This is a genomic window from Kitasatospora sp. NPDC048194 (genome assembly GCF_043202455.1).
In the GTDB taxonomy this organism is placed as follows: domain Bacteria; phylum Actinomycetota; class Actinomycetes; order Streptomycetales; family Streptomycetaceae; genus Kitasatospora.
Map to the genome: position 1 here is coordinate 242,176 of NZ_JBIDAK010000002.1, position 16,997 is coordinate 259,172.

18 protein-coding genes are annotated in these 16,997 nt (G+C 75.0%); 7 read left to right on the forward strand and 11 right to left on the reverse strand.

Annotated elements, in window-relative coordinates:
- Positions 1-37 precede the first annotated feature (37 nt).
- The 4 genes from ACGF07_RS03590 to ACGF07_RS03605 all read right to left on the reverse strand — a co-directional run bounded on the left by ACGF07_RS03590 (position 38) and on the right by ACGF07_RS03605 (position 3,840).
- Positions 38-715, reverse strand: coding sequence for a lactate utilization protein C (locus tag ACGF07_RS03590; protein WP_392895025.1), 678 nt, complete (start codon positions 713-715; stop codon positions 38-40).
- Entirely contained in the window at positions 715-2,187 is a 1,473-nt protein-coding gene (locus ACGF07_RS03595; RefSeq protein ID WP_392895027.1) for a LutB/LldF family L-lactate oxidation iron-sulfur protein, read from the reverse strand. Before ACGF07_RS03595 ends, ACGF07_RS03590 begins: the two co-directional genes overlap by 1 nt.
- Positions 2,188-2,260: 73 nt before the next feature.
- Positions 2,261-3,001 (reverse strand): (Fe-S)-binding protein, encoded by a 741-nt coding sequence (locus ACGF07_RS03600; protein WP_392895029.1) that lies wholly within the window; start codon positions 2,999-3,001, stop codon positions 2,261-2,263.
- A gap of 473 nt (positions 3,002-3,474) precedes the next feature.
- Entirely contained in the window at positions 3,475-3,840 is a 366-nt protein-coding gene (locus ACGF07_RS03605; protein ID WP_392895031.1) for a PRC-barrel domain-containing protein, read from the reverse strand.
- Between the two features lie 285 nt (positions 3,841-4,125).
- Here ACGF07_RS03605 and ACGF07_RS03610 point away from each other — a divergent pair, with 285 nt between their 5' ends.
- A complete protein-coding gene (locus tag ACGF07_RS03610) occupies positions 4,126-4,548 on the forward strand; it encodes an ATP-binding protein (protein ID WP_350744333.1) in 423 nt (140 codons plus the stop codon).
- Positions 4,549-4,630: 82 nt separating this feature from the next.
- Complete coding sequence (locus ACGF07_RS03615; RefSeq protein WP_350744332.1) at positions 4,631-5,500, forward strand: class II glutamine amidotransferase; 870 nt, start codon at positions 4,631-4,633, stop codon at positions 5,498-5,500.
- 149 nt (positions 5,501-5,649) lie between these two features.
- On the opposite strand, the gene ACGF07_RS03620 is transcribed toward ACGF07_RS03615, so the two are convergent.
- From ACGF07_RS03620 to ACGF07_RS03635, 4 genes are all read right to left on the reverse strand, one after another.
- Positions 5,650-6,570: an NADP-dependent oxidoreductase gene (locus ACGF07_RS03620; RefSeq protein WP_350744331.1), complete on the reverse strand. Its 921-nt coding sequence runs from the start codon at positions 6,568-6,570 to the stop codon at positions 5,650-5,652.
- Positions 6,571-6,834: 264 nt separating this feature from the next.
- Positions 6,835-7,356 carry a universal stress protein gene (locus ACGF07_RS03625; protein ID WP_392895033.1) on the reverse strand — a complete coding sequence of 174 codons (522 nt, stop codon included), beginning with the start codon at positions 7,354-7,356 and terminating at the stop codon, positions 6,835-6,837.
- Positions 7,357-7,420: 64 nt separating this feature from the next.
- A complete protein-coding gene (locus tag ACGF07_RS03630; protein ID WP_392895531.1) occupies positions 7,421-8,677 on the reverse strand; it encodes an SLC13 family permease in 1,257 nt (418 codons plus the stop codon).
- A 195-nt stretch (positions 8,678-8,872) separates the two neighbouring features.
- Positions 8,873-9,829 carry a phosphotransferase family protein gene (locus ACGF07_RS03635; protein WP_392895035.1) on the reverse strand — a complete coding sequence of 319 codons (957 nt, stop codon included), beginning with the start codon at positions 9,827-9,829 and terminating at the stop codon, positions 8,873-8,875.
- A 390-nt stretch (positions 9,830-10,219) separates the two neighbouring features.
- On the opposite strand from ACGF07_RS03635, the gene ACGF07_RS03640 reads away from it, so the two are divergent.
- The gene (locus ACGF07_RS03640; protein WP_392895037.1) at positions 10,220-11,065 is read left to right on the forward strand and encodes a zinc-dependent alcohol dehydrogenase family protein; all 846 of its coding nucleotides are present in this window, start codon (positions 10,220-10,222) and stop codon (positions 11,063-11,065) included.
- A gap of 7 nt (positions 11,066-11,072) precedes the next feature.
- On the opposite strand, the gene ACGF07_RS03645 is transcribed toward ACGF07_RS03640, so the two are convergent.
- Complete coding sequence (locus ACGF07_RS03645; RefSeq protein WP_350744328.1) at positions 11,073-11,372, reverse strand: helix-turn-helix domain-containing protein; 300 nt, start codon at positions 11,370-11,372, stop codon at positions 11,073-11,075.
- Between the two features lie 553 nt (positions 11,373-11,925).
- On the opposite strand from ACGF07_RS03645, the gene ACGF07_RS03650 reads away from it, so the two are divergent.
- The 3 genes from ACGF07_RS03650 to ACGF07_RS03660 are packed head-to-tail and all read left to right on the forward strand — an operon-like array spanning position 11,926 to position 14,025.
- The gene (locus ACGF07_RS03650; protein WP_392895533.1) at positions 11,926-12,324 is read left to right on the forward strand and encodes a MarR family winged helix-turn-helix transcriptional regulator; all 399 of its coding nucleotides are present in this window, start codon (positions 11,926-11,928) and stop codon (positions 12,322-12,324) included.
- Entirely contained in the window at positions 12,324-13,172 is an 849-nt protein-coding gene (locus ACGF07_RS03655) for an ATP-binding cassette domain-containing protein (protein WP_392895039.1), read from the forward strand. The genes ACGF07_RS03650 and ACGF07_RS03655 overlap by 1 nt, the downstream gene beginning before the upstream one ends.
- Positions 13,132-14,025: an ABC transporter permease gene (locus ACGF07_RS03660; RefSeq protein ID WP_392895041.1), complete on the forward strand. Its 894-nt coding sequence runs from the start codon at positions 13,132-13,134 to the stop codon at positions 14,023-14,025. The genes ACGF07_RS03655 and ACGF07_RS03660 overlap by 41 nt, the downstream gene beginning before the upstream one ends.
- Before the next feature lie 93 nt (positions 14,026-14,118).
- On the opposite strand, the gene ACGF07_RS03665 is transcribed toward ACGF07_RS03660, so the two are convergent.
- Positions 14,119-15,609 (reverse strand): FAD-binding protein, encoded by a 1,491-nt coding sequence (locus tag ACGF07_RS03665; RefSeq protein WP_392895043.1) that lies wholly within the window; start codon positions 15,607-15,609, stop codon positions 14,119-14,121.
- Between the two features lie 242 nt (positions 15,610-15,851).
- A complete protein-coding gene (locus tag ACGF07_RS03670) occupies positions 15,852-16,190 on the reverse strand; it encodes a hypothetical protein (RefSeq protein WP_392895045.1) in 339 nt (112 codons plus the stop codon).
- Between the two features lie 409 nt (positions 16,191-16,599).
- Between ACGF07_RS03670 and ACGF07_RS03675 the strand changes: the two genes are divergently transcribed.
- A complete protein-coding gene (locus ACGF07_RS03675) occupies positions 16,600-16,899 on the forward strand; it encodes a YciI family protein (RefSeq protein WP_392895047.1) in 300 nt (99 codons plus the stop codon).
- Positions 16,900-16,997: the final 98 nt, after the last annotated feature.

Genomic DNA, 16,997 nt, shown 5'->3' on the forward strand with positions numbered 1-16,997 from the left:
CTCGGGGCCCCGCGGTGTCTCAGGGTTCCGCGGTGCCTCAGGGTTCCGCGGTGCCACCGGCTCCGGCGGGTGGGACGGGTTCGCCGGGGTCGACGAGGAGGACGTCCAGGGTCCGCGGCCCGTGCACGCCCTCGACCCGGGTGAGTTCGATGTCACTGGTGGCGGACGGGCCGGAGACGAAGGTCAGCGGCAGGCGCGGGTCGAGGCGTGCGAGCGCCTCGGGCACGTCGTCGACGATCTGCTCCGCGCGGATGACGCACAGGTGGTAGTCGGGGACGAGGCTGAGGGCCCGGCCGCCCTGGCCCGGGCCGGTGTCCAGGACGATGGTGCCGGTGACGGCGATGCCCACGGCCGCCAGGGTGACGACGCCGTCGAGGGCGTCCAGGGCGGCGACGCCGAGGGGCTCCCGGTGCCACTCGAAGGCTCCGGACGGCAGGAACCCGGCGGGGAAGCCGTCGGGTACCGCCAGCCGCGTGGCGCGGCGCGCGGTGAGGGCGGCCGCGATCGCCCCGGGAAGTCCGGTCCGGTCCGTCCGGGTGACGGTGGCGAGGTAGTCGCGGACCCGCTCGGCGAAGAGCCGCGTCAGGTCCTGACCGGGGGCGGCGTGGCCCCGCCGGTACGCGCGCGGCACGGGCACGTCCTCCGGGCCCTCGTCGGCGGGGACGTCGGCGAGGGCGGCCCGGATCCGCCGGAGGACGGCGTCACGGCTGTCCATCACCTCTCCTGCCGGTTCCTGCGCCACCAGGCGCGGAAGGACTCGGCGGGCGGCGCCGGGGTGTCCCGCTCGGCGGACCACGCGCGCAGCGGGCCGGGCAGCCGGCCGATCCGGCCGATCCGACCGCGTCGGGCGAGCGCCCGGCCCCCGAGCGAGGCCGCCCGCTGGGCGGCGGCGAACAGTCCGGGGGAGTCAAGGACGGTGGCGGCCGCCTTCATCGCCACGGCCTCGGCGGTGGGCAGGCGTCCGGCGCCGCGTCGGGCCCGGACCGCCGCGGCCCGCAGGTGCACCAGCAGCCTCGGAATGTCGATCTTCACTGGGCAGGCGTCGTAGCAGGCCCCGCACAGGGTGGAGGCGAACGGCAGGGAGGAGGCCCGTTCCACGCCGACCAGTTGCGGCGTCAGCACGGCGCCGATCGGCCCGGGGTAGACCGAGCCGTACGCGTGCCCGCCGGTGCGCTCGAAGACCGGGCAGACGTTGAGGCAGGCGGAGCAGCGGATGCAGGCCAGGGCCTGGCGGCCGACGGTGTCGGCGAGGGTGTCGGTGCGGCCGTTGTCGAGCAGGACGAGGTGGAACCGGGACGGACCGTCGGCCTGCGTCGTGCCCGTCCAGGTGGAGGTGTACGGGTTCATCCGCTCGCCGGTGGAGGAGCGGGGGAGCAACTGGAGGAACACCTCCAGGTCCGACCAGCTGGGGACGACCTTCTCGATGCCCATCACCGTGATCAGGGTCTCGGGCAGGGTCAGGCACATCCGGCCGTTGCCCTCGGACTCCACCACGACGAGGGTGCCGGTGTCGGCGACGGCGAAGTTGGCACCGGAGACGGCGACCTTCGCGGTGAGGAACTTCCGCCGAAGGTGCCGGCGGGCCGCCTCGGCGAGTTCGGCGGGCTCGTCGGTGAGCCCCTCGGGAGCCGGCTGCCCCCACGCGCCCATCCGCTCGGCGAACAGGTCGCGGATCTCCGTCCGGTTGCGGTGGATCGCCGGGACGAGGATGTGGGACGGGCGGTCGTCGCCGAGCTGGACGATGAGTTCGGCGAGGTCGGTCTCGTAGGCGGTGATGCCCGCCGCGGCGAGGGCCTCGTGGAGGCCGATCTCCTGGGTGGCCATCGACTTGACCTTGACGACCTCGTGCTCGCCGGTGTCCCGCACCAGGTCGGTGACGATGCGGTTGGCCTCGGCGGCGTCGGCCGCCCAGTGCACCGTTCCACCGGCGGCGGTGACCGACTCCTCCAGCCGCAGCAGGTGGTGGTCGAGGTGACGCAGGGTCCGGGTCCTGATCGCGTCGGCGGCGGTGCGCAGCTGCTCCCAGTCGTCCAGCTCCGACGCGACGGCGAGGCGCTTGTCGCGGATGACGGTCGTCGCCCGCTTCAGGTTCGCCCGCAGCCGGGTGTCGCCGACGGCCTCGCGGGCGGCCTCGGGGAAGGGCGGGGTGCCCAGCCAGACCACTCCGCGGTCGCCGGGGGCGCTCATCGTCCGCCCTCGGTCATCGTCGCCTGCCTCGGGTCATCGTCGTCCGCCTTCGGTCATCGTCGCCTGCCTCGGGTCATCGTCGTCCGCCTTCGGTCGTGGCCAGGATCTCGGCCAGGTGGAGGGTCCGCACCGCGGCGGACTGCCGGGACAGGCCGCCGCCGATGTGCATCAGGCAGGAGTTGTCGACCGTGCAGAGGACCTCGGCGCCCGTCTCCCGGACCGCCCCGACCTTGTCGGCGAGCATCGCTCCGGAGGTCGCGGCGTTCTTGACGGCGAAGGTGCCACCGAAGCCGCAACACGCGTCGGCGGCCGGCAACTCGACCAGGTCGAGGCCGTCCACGGCGCGCAGCAGCCGCTGCGGCCGGTCGCCGAGGCGCAGCGCGCGCAGCGAGTGGCAGGTGGGGTGGTAGGTGACGCGGTGCGGGAAGCGGGCGCCGACGTCGTCGACGCCGAGGACCTCGGTCAGGAACTCGGTGAACTCGTGGACCCGCGGTGCCAGTTCGGCGACCTGCCGGTGCAGCCGGCGGGAACCGTACGCCTCGGCGAGGGCGGGGTGGGTCTCCCGGACCAGCCCGGCGCAGGACGCGGACGGCGTGACGACGGCGTCGTACTCGGCGAAGGTGCGCGCGAACCGGGCCACCAGCGGGACGGCGTCCGCGGGGTAGCCGGTGTTGACGTGCAGCTGGCCGCAGCAGGTCTGCTCGAGCGGGAAGTCCACGGTGTGGCCCAGCCGTTCGAGGACGGTCACCACGGCGCGGCCGGTGGCGGGGAACATGGTGTCGTTGAAGCAGGTGATGAACAGCGCGACGCGCATCAGTGCGCCTCCCGCGGGGTGGGAGCGCCGGGCGCGAGCAGGCCGCGCCGCTCGGGCGTCCCGGCGCCCGGATCGCCGACCCGACGCAGCTTCATACGGTGACTCCCGTCGACACCTCGGGTGAATCCGCAGGGCCCCGACGATACGAGGGCTCACCGGTCACGGCAAGGACACCGAGCCCCTGGCTCTCCAGCGGACCTCCGGTTCGGCCGTCCTCGCAGGACGCCGGACTCCGAGCCGGCCGGCCGATGTCCGGGCCGCAGGGCCCCTCCGTACCACCGGTCGTCCGATGACCGCCGACGGGTGCCCGGTGAGCGCCGCGACCCCGAACCGCGAGCAACCCCGAACCGCCGGCCCGGACCGAGCCGCGGGCGCCACCGTGGACGTGGTCCGGGCAGACCGCGCCCCCGCGGTGGTCGGCCGCGGGGGCGGGAGCGGACGGTCGCACCGGGGGAGGCGGACCGGGGTGACGATCAGAGGAACGGACCGACGTAGAAGGGGCCGTAGTAGGCGGTGTACCGCTCCTGGTAGCCGGTGTCGGTGCCGTGGGTGGCGGGGTCGAACCCGGGGCCGTTCTTGATCTCGTCCTTCGTGCGGTCGACGTACACCTTCTTGTCGTGCTGGTCGACGCGGGCGACGGTGCCGGCGGGCAGCAGGACCCGGCTGCCGAAGATCCACGGGCCGGTGTCGACCACCAGGTACGCGTCGCCGACCTCATCGGAGTGCTTGTCGATCTTGCCGATGGGGCCGTCGGTGGCCTCGACGTGGAAGCCCACCAGATCGGTGCCCGAGACGTGACCGGACTCGGAACGGAACTCCCAGATCCTGCTGGTGCTCATGTCTCTCCTCGCGTCACGGCGCCGCCCCTGCGGCGCGCTCCGTGGCCACCGCCTTCCCGCCCGCTCCGGTTCCATGCCCGCCCCTTCCCGTCCCGTCCGCCCCTTCCCGTGCCGACCCGGTCACGTGCCGTGCGCGCTCCCCGTGTGGCCACCCCGCGCCCGCCGCGCCCGCGCTGTCCCGTACGGCTCCCTGACCGAGCGCCAGCCGACGGAGCGTGACCTGCACCGCATACCGTCGCCGGATGCGGGCAGACGCGGGCCGCATCCATGTGGAGGGAGGCCTGCATGTCCAAGATCCGCGGAGTCGGGTGGGCTCGGCGCCTGCCGCTCGGCGCGGGGGTACGTGCCGGGCGGGCGTGGGCGAGGACGCACCTCGAAGCCCTCGGCTGGGACCGGGACGCCCCGGCGGTCGCGGACGCGGTGGTGCTGGCCGTGTCGGAACTGACCACCAACGCCCACGTCCACGCCGGCAGCGACGCGGAGCTGGTGCTGACCTGGGACGGGCGCTGCCTGCACCTGAGCGTCCACGACCACAGCAGCCGGCTCCCGCGCCCCCGGACGGCGTCCCCCGATGCCACCGGAGGCCGTGGCCTGGCGCTGGTCGACGCGCTCGCCGACCATTGGCACACCCGCCTGCAGAAGGACGGCAAGACCGTCACCGCCTGTTTCCACCCGCCGGACCTGCGGCCCGACCCGCAGCAGCGGTGAGGGAGAGGCCAGCGGTGAGCAGGAGGACAGCGGTGAGAAGGAGGACGGGCGAGCCCGTCGTCAGAGGAGAGGCAGGACGCCCATGTGCCGTTTGTTCGGCCTGAGCAGTGCGCCCCGGCGCAGCCGCGCGACCTTCTGGCTGCTGGAGGCACCCGACAGCCTGACCGCGCAGAGCCACCGCGAGCCCGACGGCACCGGACTGGGCTACTTCGCGGTCGACGGGACCCCGCAGGTCCACAAGGCCCCCATCGCCGCGTTCCAGGACCGCTCCTTCGCCGAGGACGCCGCGTCGGTGGAATCGGCGACCTTCCTGGCCCACCTGCGGTTCGCGACCACCGGAGCGCTGGAGGACGTCAACACCCATCCGTTCGAGCAGGACGGCCGGCTGTTCGCCCACAACGGCGTGATCGAGGACCTCGAACGGCTCGACGAGCACCTCGGCCCGGACCGCTCCCTGGTCCAGGGCGACACCGACTCCGAGCGCTTCTTCGCGCTGATCACCCGGGAGACGGCCGCGCGCGGCGGCGACGTCACCGCCGGGATCGAGGCCGCCGCCCGCTGGGTGGCCCGCAACCTGCCGCTCTACGCCCTCAACCTGGTCCTCACCACGGCCGACCAGCTGTGGGCGCTGCGCTACCCCGGAACCCACGAGCTGTACGTCCTCCACCGCCAGGCCGGCGGGAAGCACGGCAACCGGCACCTGGACCACGCCGGCACGGCGGGGCGGATGCGCGTGCGTTCGGGTGACCTCCTCCACGCCCGGTCGACCGTGGTCGCCAGCGAACGCATGGACGACAACCCGCACTGGCGGCTGATGGAGCCGGGCGAGCTCGTCCACATCGGGCCGGACCAGACCGCCACCCGCCGCATCCTCCTGCCGGACGCGCCCGCGCACCTCCTGAGCCTGGCGGACCTGCGGCCCGCGGCCGCCGCCGCGCAGCGGGCGGCCTGAGCAGAGGGCGGTCCGAGGCACCCGCCCCGGCCGCCCCGGCCCGGTCCTGCCCGCCCGACCGCCCCTGCCCGGTCCCGCCCGGTGCGCCCCCACCCGGTCCTGCCTGCCCTCCCCGGCCCGGTCCCGGGGGGGCGGGCGCCGGAAGCACCTCAGGGCAGGAGGACGATCTTGCCGCGGGTGTGGCCGGTGCGGCTGGCGTCGAAGGCCTCGCCCGCCTGCTCCAGCGGGAAGGTCCGGGCGACCTCCACCGTCAGCGCTCCCCGGTCGACCGCCGCCGCGAGCTCGGCGAGCTTGGCGCCGTCCGGGCGGACCCAGATCCAGTGCCCGCCGTGCTGTGCCACGCCCGGGTCGGTGATGGACACGTGCCGACCGCCCTCGGCGAGCACGGCCAGGGTCGTCTCCAGCTGGCCGCCGACGAAGTCCGCCACGGCCGACACACCGGCGGGCACCAGCTCCCGCACCCGCTCGGCCAGGCCGTCCCCGTACGTCACCGGCTCGCCGCCCAGCTCGCGGACGAACGCGTGGTTGCGCTCCGAGGCGGTGCCGATCACCCGGGCACCGCGGTCACGGCCGAGCTGCACCGCCAGACTGCCCACCCCGCCGGAGGCGCCGTGGACCAGCAGCACGTCGGCGGGGCCGACCTCCAGCCGGTCCAGGCAGCGCAGCGCGGTCAGGCCGGCCAGCGGCAGCCCGGCCGCCTGCGCCCAGTCGAGCCCGGCGGGCTTGCGGGCCACCGAGGTCGCGGCGACCGCGACGTACTCGGCGAAGGTGCCGCCGTGCACCACGTCCTTGCGGGCGTACGCCATCACCTCGTCCCCGGGAGCGAACTCGGGTGTGTCGGGGCCGGTCCCGGTGACGACTCCGGCCACGTCCCAGCCGGGGATGACCGGGAAGACCGCGTCCATCATGCCGTCCAGGCCCCCGGCCATGATCTTCCAGTCGACGGGGTTGACGGACGCCGCCCGGACCTGGATCAGCACCTGGCCGGGCGCCACCTTCGGGTCGGGCACCTCGCCGAAGCGCAGTCGGGAGTTGTCCGGGACGTACGAGTCGTAGGTCACCGCGCGCATGTACGGACCTCCAGGGGCCGATGCCGTCGTCTCGCGCACCGCCGCCGGACGGGCGGGCGCCGTCGGCCACGCTATGCCGCGGGCGGGCGCCCGGCACCCGCGCCGACCCGTCGGTGCGACCCGTGGACCCTGATCCCACAGCCCCGTCGGTGCGGCCCGTGGACCCGTAGTCCGGTAGCCCCGTCGGTGCGGCCCGTGGACCCGTCGGCGCGACCCGCCGACCCACCGGCCCGTGGACCCGGCGAAACCCCGCCGCCCGGCGGGTCACCGCTGCCGGGGCGGCGGCGGAGGGAGCGTGTCGGCGCCCGGTGCCGGTTCCGGCCAGACCAGCAGCACGGGGCAGGGCGCGTGGTCGACGACGAAACGGGTGGCCGGGCCGAGGCTGCGGGGTCCGAGACGGGTGCGGTCGCCGTCCCGGGCGAGGACGAGCAGGTCGGCGTCCTCCGCCGCCGCGACGACCTCGCGCTCCGTGTGGCCGCTGCGCTCCACGCGGGTGCAGGGCCGCCCGAGGCGGTCGGCCGCGGCGTCGAGCAGCTGCCGGGCCGACCCGGCCGCCAGGTGCTCCACCCGGGTGCCGGGGTCGCGCTCGCGGTGGCCGCGCCCGAGCAGGCCGGCGAAGGCGCCGTGCGCGACGCCGGGCACGTCCTGACCGCTGACGTGCAGCAGGACGACCTCCGCGTCCTGCGGCGCGTGCGCGCGGGCGGCGTCCACACAGGCGGCCCAGGTGCCTTCGGCGATCCAGACGACGACGGTCACGGTGTCACCCTCCTCATGCTCGTCCACCATTCCAGCACCCTCCAGGCCTCTCCGGCCCTCGCCGGCCCGCTCGGCTACCGCCCCCGCCCGCCCGTCACGTTCCGACGATCCGCAGGGACCCCCACAGCGCCACCACGGCCGCCACCAGGGCGGCGGGCACGACCAGCAGGCCGAGCCGGGTGAACTCGCCCAGGCCGACCTCGGTGTCGTGCTCGCGGACGATGCGCCGCCACAGCAGGGTGGCCAGCGAGCCGGCGTAGGTCAGGTTGGGGCCGATGTTCACCCCGAGCAGCACCGCCAGCACGGCCCCCGACCCGGACGGCACGGCCAGCGGGAGCAGGACGAGCGTGGCCGGCAGGTTGTTGATCACGTTCGCCAGGACGGCCGCCAGCCCGGCGAGGCCGAGCAGGGCGGGCAGCGAGGTGCCGTGCGGGACGAGGTGCCCGAGCGCGGAGGCCAGCCCGTTGTCGACCACCGCCCGCACCACGACGCCGAGCGCCAGGACGAACGCCAGGAACGGCACGGCGGCCGAGCGCGCGATCGCCGCCGGGCTGGTCCGCCGCTGGACGAGGGCCCGGGCGGCGAGCACCAGCGCGCCGGCCAGCGCCGCCCACGCCGGGTCGATCCCGACCGCGGAGGTCAGCACGAACCCGGCGAGCGTGCAGCCGACGGTGACCAGCGCGAACAGCGGCATCTCCGGCGCCTCCGCCCCGACCGGAGCGGGAGCGCCCGCGTCCAGGTCGGTGGCGAAGAACCGGCGCAGCACCAGGTACTCCACGACGATCGCCGCCAGCCACGGCAGCACCATCAGCGCGGCGAACCGGGTGAAGCTCAGCCCGCTGGCGGCGAAGGCCAGCAGGTTCGTCAGGTTCGACACCGGCAGCAGCAGCGAGGCGGTGTTCGACAGGTGCGTGCAGGCGTAGAGGTGCGGCTTGGGCCGGGCGCCGAGCCGGGCCGCGGTGGCGAACACCACCGGCGTCAGCAGTACCACGGTGGCATCCAGACTGAGCACCGCGGTGATCACCGACGCGACCGCGAACACCTGCACCAGCAGCCGCCGAGGGCTCCCCGCCGAGGTACGGGCCATCCACGCCCCGCACGCCTGGAACAGACCCTCGTCATCGCACAGCTGTGCCAGCACCAGCACGGCCGCGAGGAAGCCGACCACCGGGCCGAGCCGCTCCGCCTCGGCCACCGCGTCCGCCGGCGAGATCGCCCCGGTGCCGACCACCAGGGCGGCCGCCGGCACCGCCACCACCGCCTCCGGCCAGCCCCAGGGCCGCACCACGGCGCAGACCAGCACCAACACCAGCAGGCCGACGGAGAGGACTTCGGCGAACGACGTACTCAGGGTCTTGCTCCTCGCAGTCGACGGTCACGGCGTCCCCCATCGAACCAGAGTCCGCGCGGAGCGGTGGCTCAGACCCCCGTCGGCAGCGCCGGTGTCCGCCCGCCGTCCCTCAGGCCGGCCGACAGGGCGCGGGCCTGGTGGACCGTCCGCCGGCGCGCCGCGGGCACCGGGCACGGACGGCCGGGCCGGTGGGGGCTACGCGTAGCGGTCGAGGAGGGCCTGGAGGTAGTCCTCCAGGCGCTGGGTGAGGAGCTCGGGTGTCAGGTCCGTGCGGCCCAGTTCGCGCCAGGGTTCGGCGACCTTCTCGGCGTCGGGCGCGAAGGCGAGGGCGTCCAGCAGCCGCCAGTACAGGTGGTCGACGCCGTCCTCGGTGAGCCGTCCACCGGCCTGCCAGTAGGCGTCGGCGAAGGCCATGCCCGCCGGGACGCCGTGCAGCAGGGCCAGGGCGGTGGAGCAGTGCGCCACGTCCAGGTCGGCGGGGCCCCACGAGGTCTCCACCCAGTCCACTACGCCGCTGACCGCCAACTGCTCGCCGGTGCCGGTGAACAGGACGTTGCCGGGGTGGAAGTCGCGGTGCAGGAAGCAGGAGCGGTGCGCGGGCGCCTCGCGGCGGATCAGGTCGACCGCACGCGCCCACAGGTCCGGGCGGTCGGTGGCGGGCGGCGTCCGGACGCGTTCGGGCGCCGTCCAGGCCTGCCAGGCCCTCGGGCGGGCCGGTTCGGGCACCTCGACGGCGTGGACGGCCGCCAACTGGGCCGCCAGCAGGGCGGTGCGGTGCCGCACCTGCCCGTCCTCGCCGATGCGGACCGTGCCGGGCAGGTGGGTCATCACCAGGGACGGGTGGTCGCACCAGCGCCCGTCCGCGTCGAGGGCCCGCAGCCCGGCCACCGGCACCCCGGAGGACGCCAGCCGCTCCAGCATCTCGGCCTCGCGGGTCAGCAGGCCGCTGGCGTGGCGGCGGTAGAACGGCTTGACGAAGGACCGCAGGACCAGCGCGTACGGGGCGGCCCCGCCCTCGATGTCCAGGCGCCGCATCCGGGAGGTCCAGCCGCCCTTGAGCGGCGTCACCTCCGCGATCCGCTCGCCGGGCGCGAGTACGCCCTCCACCCACCGGCGCGTGCCGGCCCACCCCTGGACCCCGTCCTCGATCATGGCCGCCAGCGTACGCCCCACCCCGCCGGCCCCGTCCGCTCGCCCCGGAGGGGCGCCCCGCACGCCCCGGGCGTCCCCGCGTGGTCGTCACCTGACGTGCACTCAATCTCGTTGACAACAAGGGCGGATGGTCCCGTATTCCGAACCGGATCGACGTTTGACACCGGCTCCGGACGGCGCTTGGGTGGATCTCGGATCACGTCCGTGCACGTGCAAACGAGGGGGAGTTCGTCATGCCCAGGAAGGTCGTCTTCGAGGCCGTCGGCGGTCCGGAAGTCCTGACCGTACGGGAGGTGGACCTGCCCCAGCCCGGCCCCGGGGAGGTCCGGATCAAGGTCGAGGCGCTGGGCCTCAACCGAGGCCCTGTACCGGGCCGGCCAGTACCTGGAGGTGCCCGAGTTCCCGGCCACTCCGGGGTACGAGGCCGCCGGGACCGTCGACGCGGTCGGCGAGGGCGTCACCGGTTTCCGCGTCGGCGACCCGGTCGACTCCATTCCCGCGTTCTCCCAGAACGACTACGGCGTCTACGCCACCCACGCGATCGTGCCCGCCCGGGCCGTCGTCCACCGCCTTCCGCAGCTGACGGCCGTACAGGGCGCCGCCGTGTGGATGCCGTACCTGACCGCCTACGGCGCCCTCGCGGAGGACGGGCACCTTCGCCCGGGCGACCACGTACTGCTCACCGCGGCCGCCTCCAGCGTGGGCCTCGCCGCGATCCGGATCGCCCGGCGCCTGGGCGCGGTGCCCATCGCCACCACGCGCACCCCGGCCAAGCGGCGGCAGCTCCTGGACGCCGGCGCCGCCGACGTCATCGTCACCGGTGAACAGGACCTCGTCGCCCGCGTCCTGGACATCACGGGCGGCGCGGGGGTGCGCACCGCCTTCGACGCCATCGCCGGCCCCGGTGTCAACACCCTCGCCCGCGCTATCGCCCCGGGGGGCCGCCTGATCGTCTACGGCCGTCTCGACCTCAGCGACACCCCCATGCCCGGTCAGGACACCTTCGCCCCTCTCAGCAGCCGCTTCTACACCATCCACGAGGTCAGCCGCGACGCCGAACGACTGCGGCGGGGCCACGCGTTCATCACCGCGGGCCTCGCCGACGGCACCTTCACCCCGGTGATCGACCGGGTCTTCGAGGGGCTGGACAGCATCGCCGAGGCCCACCGCTACCTCGAGGCCGGCGCCCAGGTCGGCAAGATCGTCGTCACCGTCGACGGCGGCCGGCAGAACTGACTGCTCGTCAGGTAGCCGGCGCTTCCCGGGCCTCGGCGTCGGCCGCGGCGACCACCGCCGGCAACAGGCCCGGGAAGCGCCGCTCGACCTCCTGCGTGCGCAGCGCGTTCATCTTCGTGGTGCCCACGTAGTACTGGCGGAGCAGCCCGGCGGCGCGCAGCACCGCGAGGTGGTGGCTGGAGGTGGAGCGCCCCACCGGAAGGTCGAAGGATCCGCAGCTCAGGTCCCGGCGCGCGTGCGCCAGGGTGCGCACCACCGCCCTCCTGGCCGGATCGGCGAGGGCGTCCAGCACCTGCTGGACGCTCACGTCCTCCACCCCCGGGTGCTCGATCGCCCGTGCCTGTGCAGGTGTCCGTCCCACACCCACCACCCCCTCTTCCTCCGCAAGCCGAACCCCCGTTCCGCCATCAGCAACAGCTGCGCACCGGGCGCGACTTCGCGCCCGACGCTACTACGCCCGGGACTGCCGACCCGCCCGACGCGCCAGCCGCGCGCCGCGCCGCCGCCCCCCGCGCGCGGGAGAGGCGGTGGAACACCCGGGTGCCGGCCGCCGGCGTCCCGGACGCTGCGGACGCCGGTCAGCTCTGCACCGTCCTCGAACCTCGCCGCCCCGCGCGGCTGCGGGTGGATCCCGTGTCCGGGGACGCTAGCAGCGGCGGCGCCCGCCGTTCCCGGGATCGGCGGAATCCGTGACGCACGGGAGTGCTGTGGTGCGGGGTGACGCCCGAGCCGGCAGCCGCACCCTCGACAGATGCCTCGCACTGAGAGCTAAAATCGGGAGTGTGACGACACGAGCCCCCGACACCCCCGACACCGCCCTCGCGGAGGAGTTCTCCGCGCTGCTGGTCGGGCTCCAGCGCATGCTGCGGCGAAGGCTGCGCCAGGGCCTGGAGCAGCCCAGGCTGCGCGGAGCGCAGGTGGAACTCCTGCGCCTGGTGACGGACAGCCCCGGGCTGCGGGTCTCGGACGCGGCCGAGGAACTGTGCCTGGCCGGGAACTCGGTGTCCACGCTGGTCAACCAGCTGGTGGCACAGGGCCTGCTGCGGCGCGAGGTGGACCCGGCGGACCGGCGGGCGGTGCTGCTGCACGCCACCGCGGAGGCCGAGGAGCGGATCGAGGCCTGGCGCGCAAGGCGCCGGGCGCTGGTGGGCCGACTGGTGGCGGGCCTGCCCGAAGGCGACCGGGAGGCCCTGGCCGCGGCCCTGCCCGCGCTGCGCTCGCTCGCTCAGGGCCTGCGCACCCTGCCCGAGGAGGAGTGATGGAGGAGGCGGAGGCGGTGGTGTGCCGCGGGCTGGAGTACACCTTCCGCCACGGCCGCGGCAAGGGACACGAGACCCGGGCCGTCGACGGCGTCGACCTGACGGTGCGCACCGGCGAGGTGTTCGGCCTGCTCGGCCCCAACGGTGCCGGCAAGACCACCACGATCCGCGCGATCACCACCCTGCTGCCGGTCGGTGCCGGCATGGTGCGCGTCTTCGGCCACGACGCCACCCGCCGACCCATGCAGGTGCGGCGGCTGCTCGGCTACGTGCCCCAGCAGCTGTCCGCCGACTCCGGGCTGACCGGACGGGAGAACGTCGCCCTGTTTGCCCGGGTCTTCGACGTGCCGCGCGCCGAACGCGCCGAGCGCGTCACCCAGGCGCTGGCCGCCGTCGACCTCCTCGACGCGGCCGAGCGGATGGCCGCCACCTACTCCGGCGGCATGGTGCGCCGCCTCGAGCTCGCCCAGGCCCTGGTCAGCGCGCCGCGCCTGCTGGTCCTGGACGAGCCCACCATCGGGCTGGACCCGATCGCCCGCACCGGGGTCTGGGAGCGCGTGGACGCCGTGCGCCGCGCCACCGGCATGACGGTGCTGGTCACCACCCACTACATGGACGAGGCCGACCGCCACTGCGACCGCGTCGCCCTGATGGACCGCGGCCGCATCCGAGCCCTCGGCACCCCCGCCGAGCTCAAGGCGCAGGTGCGCGAGGACGACCCGCAGCGCGAGGACCCCACCCTGGACGACGTGTTCCGCCACTTCGCCGGCCGCGACCTGGCCGACGCCACGGAAGGAGACTTCGGCGATGTCCGCCGTACCCGCCGCACCGCAGGACGCGTCGGCTGAACCTCCCGCACGCGGAGCCGCGCCGGGGCGGGCCCCCGAATCCGGTCCGGAGCTCGGCCTGCTGCTGGTGCCCCCGCGCGCCCGCACCGGCTGGCGCCTGGTGCCCGCCCGGATCACCGCGATGTGCGCGGTGGAGCTCCAGAAGCTGCGCCACGACCGCACCGAGCTCTACACCCGGGCGATCCAGCCGGCCCTGTGGCTGCTGATCTTCGGGGAGACCTTCACCCGCCTCAAGGCCATCCCCACCGGCGGGATCCCCTACCTGGACTACCTGGCGCCCGGGATCATCGCCCAGTCCGCGATGTTCATCGCGATCTTCTACGGCATCATGATCATCTGGGAGCGGGACTCCGGCGTCCTGACCAAACTACTGGTCACCCCCACCCCCCGCGCCGCGCTGGTGACCGGCAAGGCCTTCGCCGCCGGCGTCAAGGCGGTGCTGCAGGCGGTGGTCGTGGTGCTGATCGCCGCCGTCCTCGGCGTCGCCATGACCTGGAACCCGCTGCGCCTGCTGGGAGTGGTGGCGGCGGTGCTGCTCGGCTCGGCCTTCTTCTCCTGCCTGTCGATGGCCATCGCCGGGATCGTGCTGACCCGCGACCGCCTGATGGGCATCGGCCAGGCGATCACCATGCCGCTGTTCTTCGGCTCCAACGCTCTCTACCCCGTCGCCCTGATGCCGGCCTGGCTCCAGACCGTCAGCAAGGCCAACCCGCTCAGCTACCAGGTGGACGCGCTGCGCGGCCTGCTGATCGGAACGCCCTCGCACCTGCCGCTGGACTTCGGCGTCCTCACGGCCGCGACGCTCGCGGGGATCGCGGCGGCCTCCGCCCTGCTGGGGCGGCTGGCCCGGTAGCGGCGTGCCGCGGTGGAGGAGCCCCGCCGTCCCCCGGGAGGCCGCGCGCCCGCCGCGGGCGGCGGTGGCGCCCGGCCACCGCCGCTGCGGCCGTCAGCTGCCGTGGATGCCCTGGCCCGGGGTGAGGATGCCCGCCGGGTCGTAACGCCGCTTGGCCCGCTCCACCCGGTCCCACAGCGGCCCGTAGTGGCGCCGCCAGTCGGCCCCCGTCATCCCCGGCACCGCCCCGATCAGGTACCGCTTGCCGCCCAGCTCGACCGCCCGCTCGTACAACCGCCGGTTGCGCTCCAGCATCCCCGCCGTGTCCGCGCCCGGCCCGGGGAAGGCCAGCAGGTCGAAGTGCCAGCCGGTCCGCGCGTCCGGCAGCACCGCCAGCGGCGCCTTCACCCGCTCCCGCGCGTACGGGTAGAACAGCAGCAACCCGGCCCCGAGATCCGCCGGCGTCAGCTCCCGGGCCGCCTCCCGCATGAACACCCCCGCCGTGGAGGCCGGCAGGAACAGGCTCAGCCACGGCTTCGGCAGCCCCCACAACCCCGCCGCCCGCAGGTACCCGGCGAACCCGTCGACCCGGAACGCGTACTCGCGCCAGCTGCCCTCCGCCACGGACGTCTCGTCGGCGACCGGCCGCAGCCCCGCCAGCAGCGCGTCCCGCTGCACCGGCTCGCCGGCGCCACCGTAGGCCACCAGCTCGGCGGTGTAGCGCCACCGCCCGCCGTCCGCGCTGCGCACCACGTTGCCGACCTGCAGGTCGAAGCGTCCGTCGGCGAGCACCCGCTCCTGGTCGGCGAGGTAGGTGTCGAGGTCGTCGTAGGCGAGGGTGAACACGGTGGATCGCGCGGGCACCGGCACCAGCGCCAGCGTCGCCCGCACGATGACGCCCACCTGGCCGCCGCCGGCCAGGACCGCCTCGAACAGCTCCCGGTTGCGCGTGGGGGAGGCGGTCACCAGCTCCCCGGTTCCGGTCACCACCTCGAGCTCCTGGACGGTGTCGACCTGCATCCCGTAGCGCTGCACGGCCCCGCCGATGCCGCCCACGCTCAGCGTCCCGCCCACCGACAGGTGCAGGTAGTCCGTCAGCACCGGCGGCACCCATCCCAGGGCCAGGCCCGCGTCCACCAACTGGGCCCAGGTGACACCGGCTTCGACCACGGCGCGGCCCGGCTGGACGGAGACGATGCCGCTCAGTCCGCGGGCGTCGATCGCGATGCCGCCGCGCGGGTTGGCCTGGCCGTAGCTGGAGTGCGACTCCAGCCCGTCCTGTCCGAGGGCCGCCTGGTCGCCGCTCTGCCCGTTGACCGCCACCGGGATGCGGTGGCGGCGTGCGAAGGCGATCGTCCGCTGCACGTCCGCGACCGAGCCGGGCCGCAGCACGGCGCGCGGCGCGGCGCTGACCAGGTGTCCGAAGTCGCCCCGGAACCGCTCCAGCCCCGCGCCGTCGAGTGTCACCTGCCCGTCCAGCGGCGGCAGATCGGCGACCTGCGCGCCCGGCTCGGCGGCCCAGGCGCGGGCGGCGGTGTTCCAGCCGACGACGGCGGCGCCCGCGCCGGCGATCAGGGCGCGGCGGGACAGTCCTGGTCCGCTCATCTCTGACATTCTCCGATCAGTCGTCATATGCCGAGTGTTGTACCGCAACCGTCCCAGCGGCGCCTACCGCCCCAGCAGTGCCTACCGCCTCAGTGGCACCGAACGCCCCGGCGGCGACCACTGTCGCAGCGGCACCGACCGCCCCGCCGGCATCCACCGGCCCGCGCACCTTCCCGCCGGCGCGCCTCCCCGCCGACGTCGCGGCAGCGCGGGGACGCCGACGGGGGCCACCGGGTCGCGGGCTACCGGGTCGCCTGGCCCAGACGGCGTTCGATCTCCCGGAGGCCCGGCACGGTGTGGTCCCACATTCCCCGCTGGTAGGCCGGGGCGTCGGCGGGGATCCGCGCCGAGGCGGCCCTGGCCTCGTCCAGCAGCGCCTGCCGGGCCCCGGGCAGGTGGGCCACCCGCGGGCTCTCGGCCGCTGCCCGCAGGACGTAGGCGAGTCGGTAGGCGTAGCTGCGGGGGCTGACGGCGAACAGAATCCGGTAGACCCACAGTCCCTCCTCGCCTTCGAGGATCCGCTCGTTGTGGCTCAGCAACCGCACCCGCGCCTTCAGTACCAGGTCCGCGTGCACGCTCATGTCCGGTGTCCCCCTTCGTCGTTGGCGATCGCTCCACCCCTCCCGGCAGGTCGCGCGCCGCACCGGGGCACGACGGCTCGCACGCCGGCTGCCCGGGAAAGCGGGCGGCGGCGCGCGGGCCGCGCGGCGGGGAGGGGTGTCGGATGAGTGTGCGCCCGGCCACGGGGGCGCGACAAGGTGGAACCGGGGTGTGCTGTGTCCTATCGCAAACGCCGCCCGAGCTGGCAGGATCGGGGTCGGCACCCTCCCGGGGGCCGGGTGGGGGTCCGCCGCACCCCGGCGCGTCGGACGCCGTGCGCGGCGGGGGAGGGGAGTGCGCCGCGGGTGCCGCAAGCGTCGGCGCACGGTCGCGGCGGTGGCGTCCGGCCCTGCCGCAGGATCCCGCCGAAAGCCCGTCTAACCTGGCCGCATGTTCGTTCTGGAGTTGATGTACACCGCCCCGCTGGAGCAGATCGACGAGGCGCTGCCGCGGCACGCGCAATGGCTGCGCGGGCAGTTCGAGGCGGGGGCGTTCCTGGCGGCGGGGCGCAAGGTGCCGCGCGAGGGCGGCGTGATCCTGGCGGCGGGGGCGGACCGGGCGGCCGTGGAGGCGCTGGTCGCCACCGACCCGTTCGTGCGTGAGGGCCTCACCGAGTACCGGATCACGGAGTTCGTCGCCACCGTCACCGCACCGGCGCTCGAGGGCTACCGCGAGCGGCTGCCCGCCTGATCCCTCCTGACCCCCTGACCTCGGCCCCGACCGTCCGCGCGTGGCGCGGGACGGGTGGCGGGGGTGAGGTGGCGCACTGGTTACGATCGGTGAGGGCG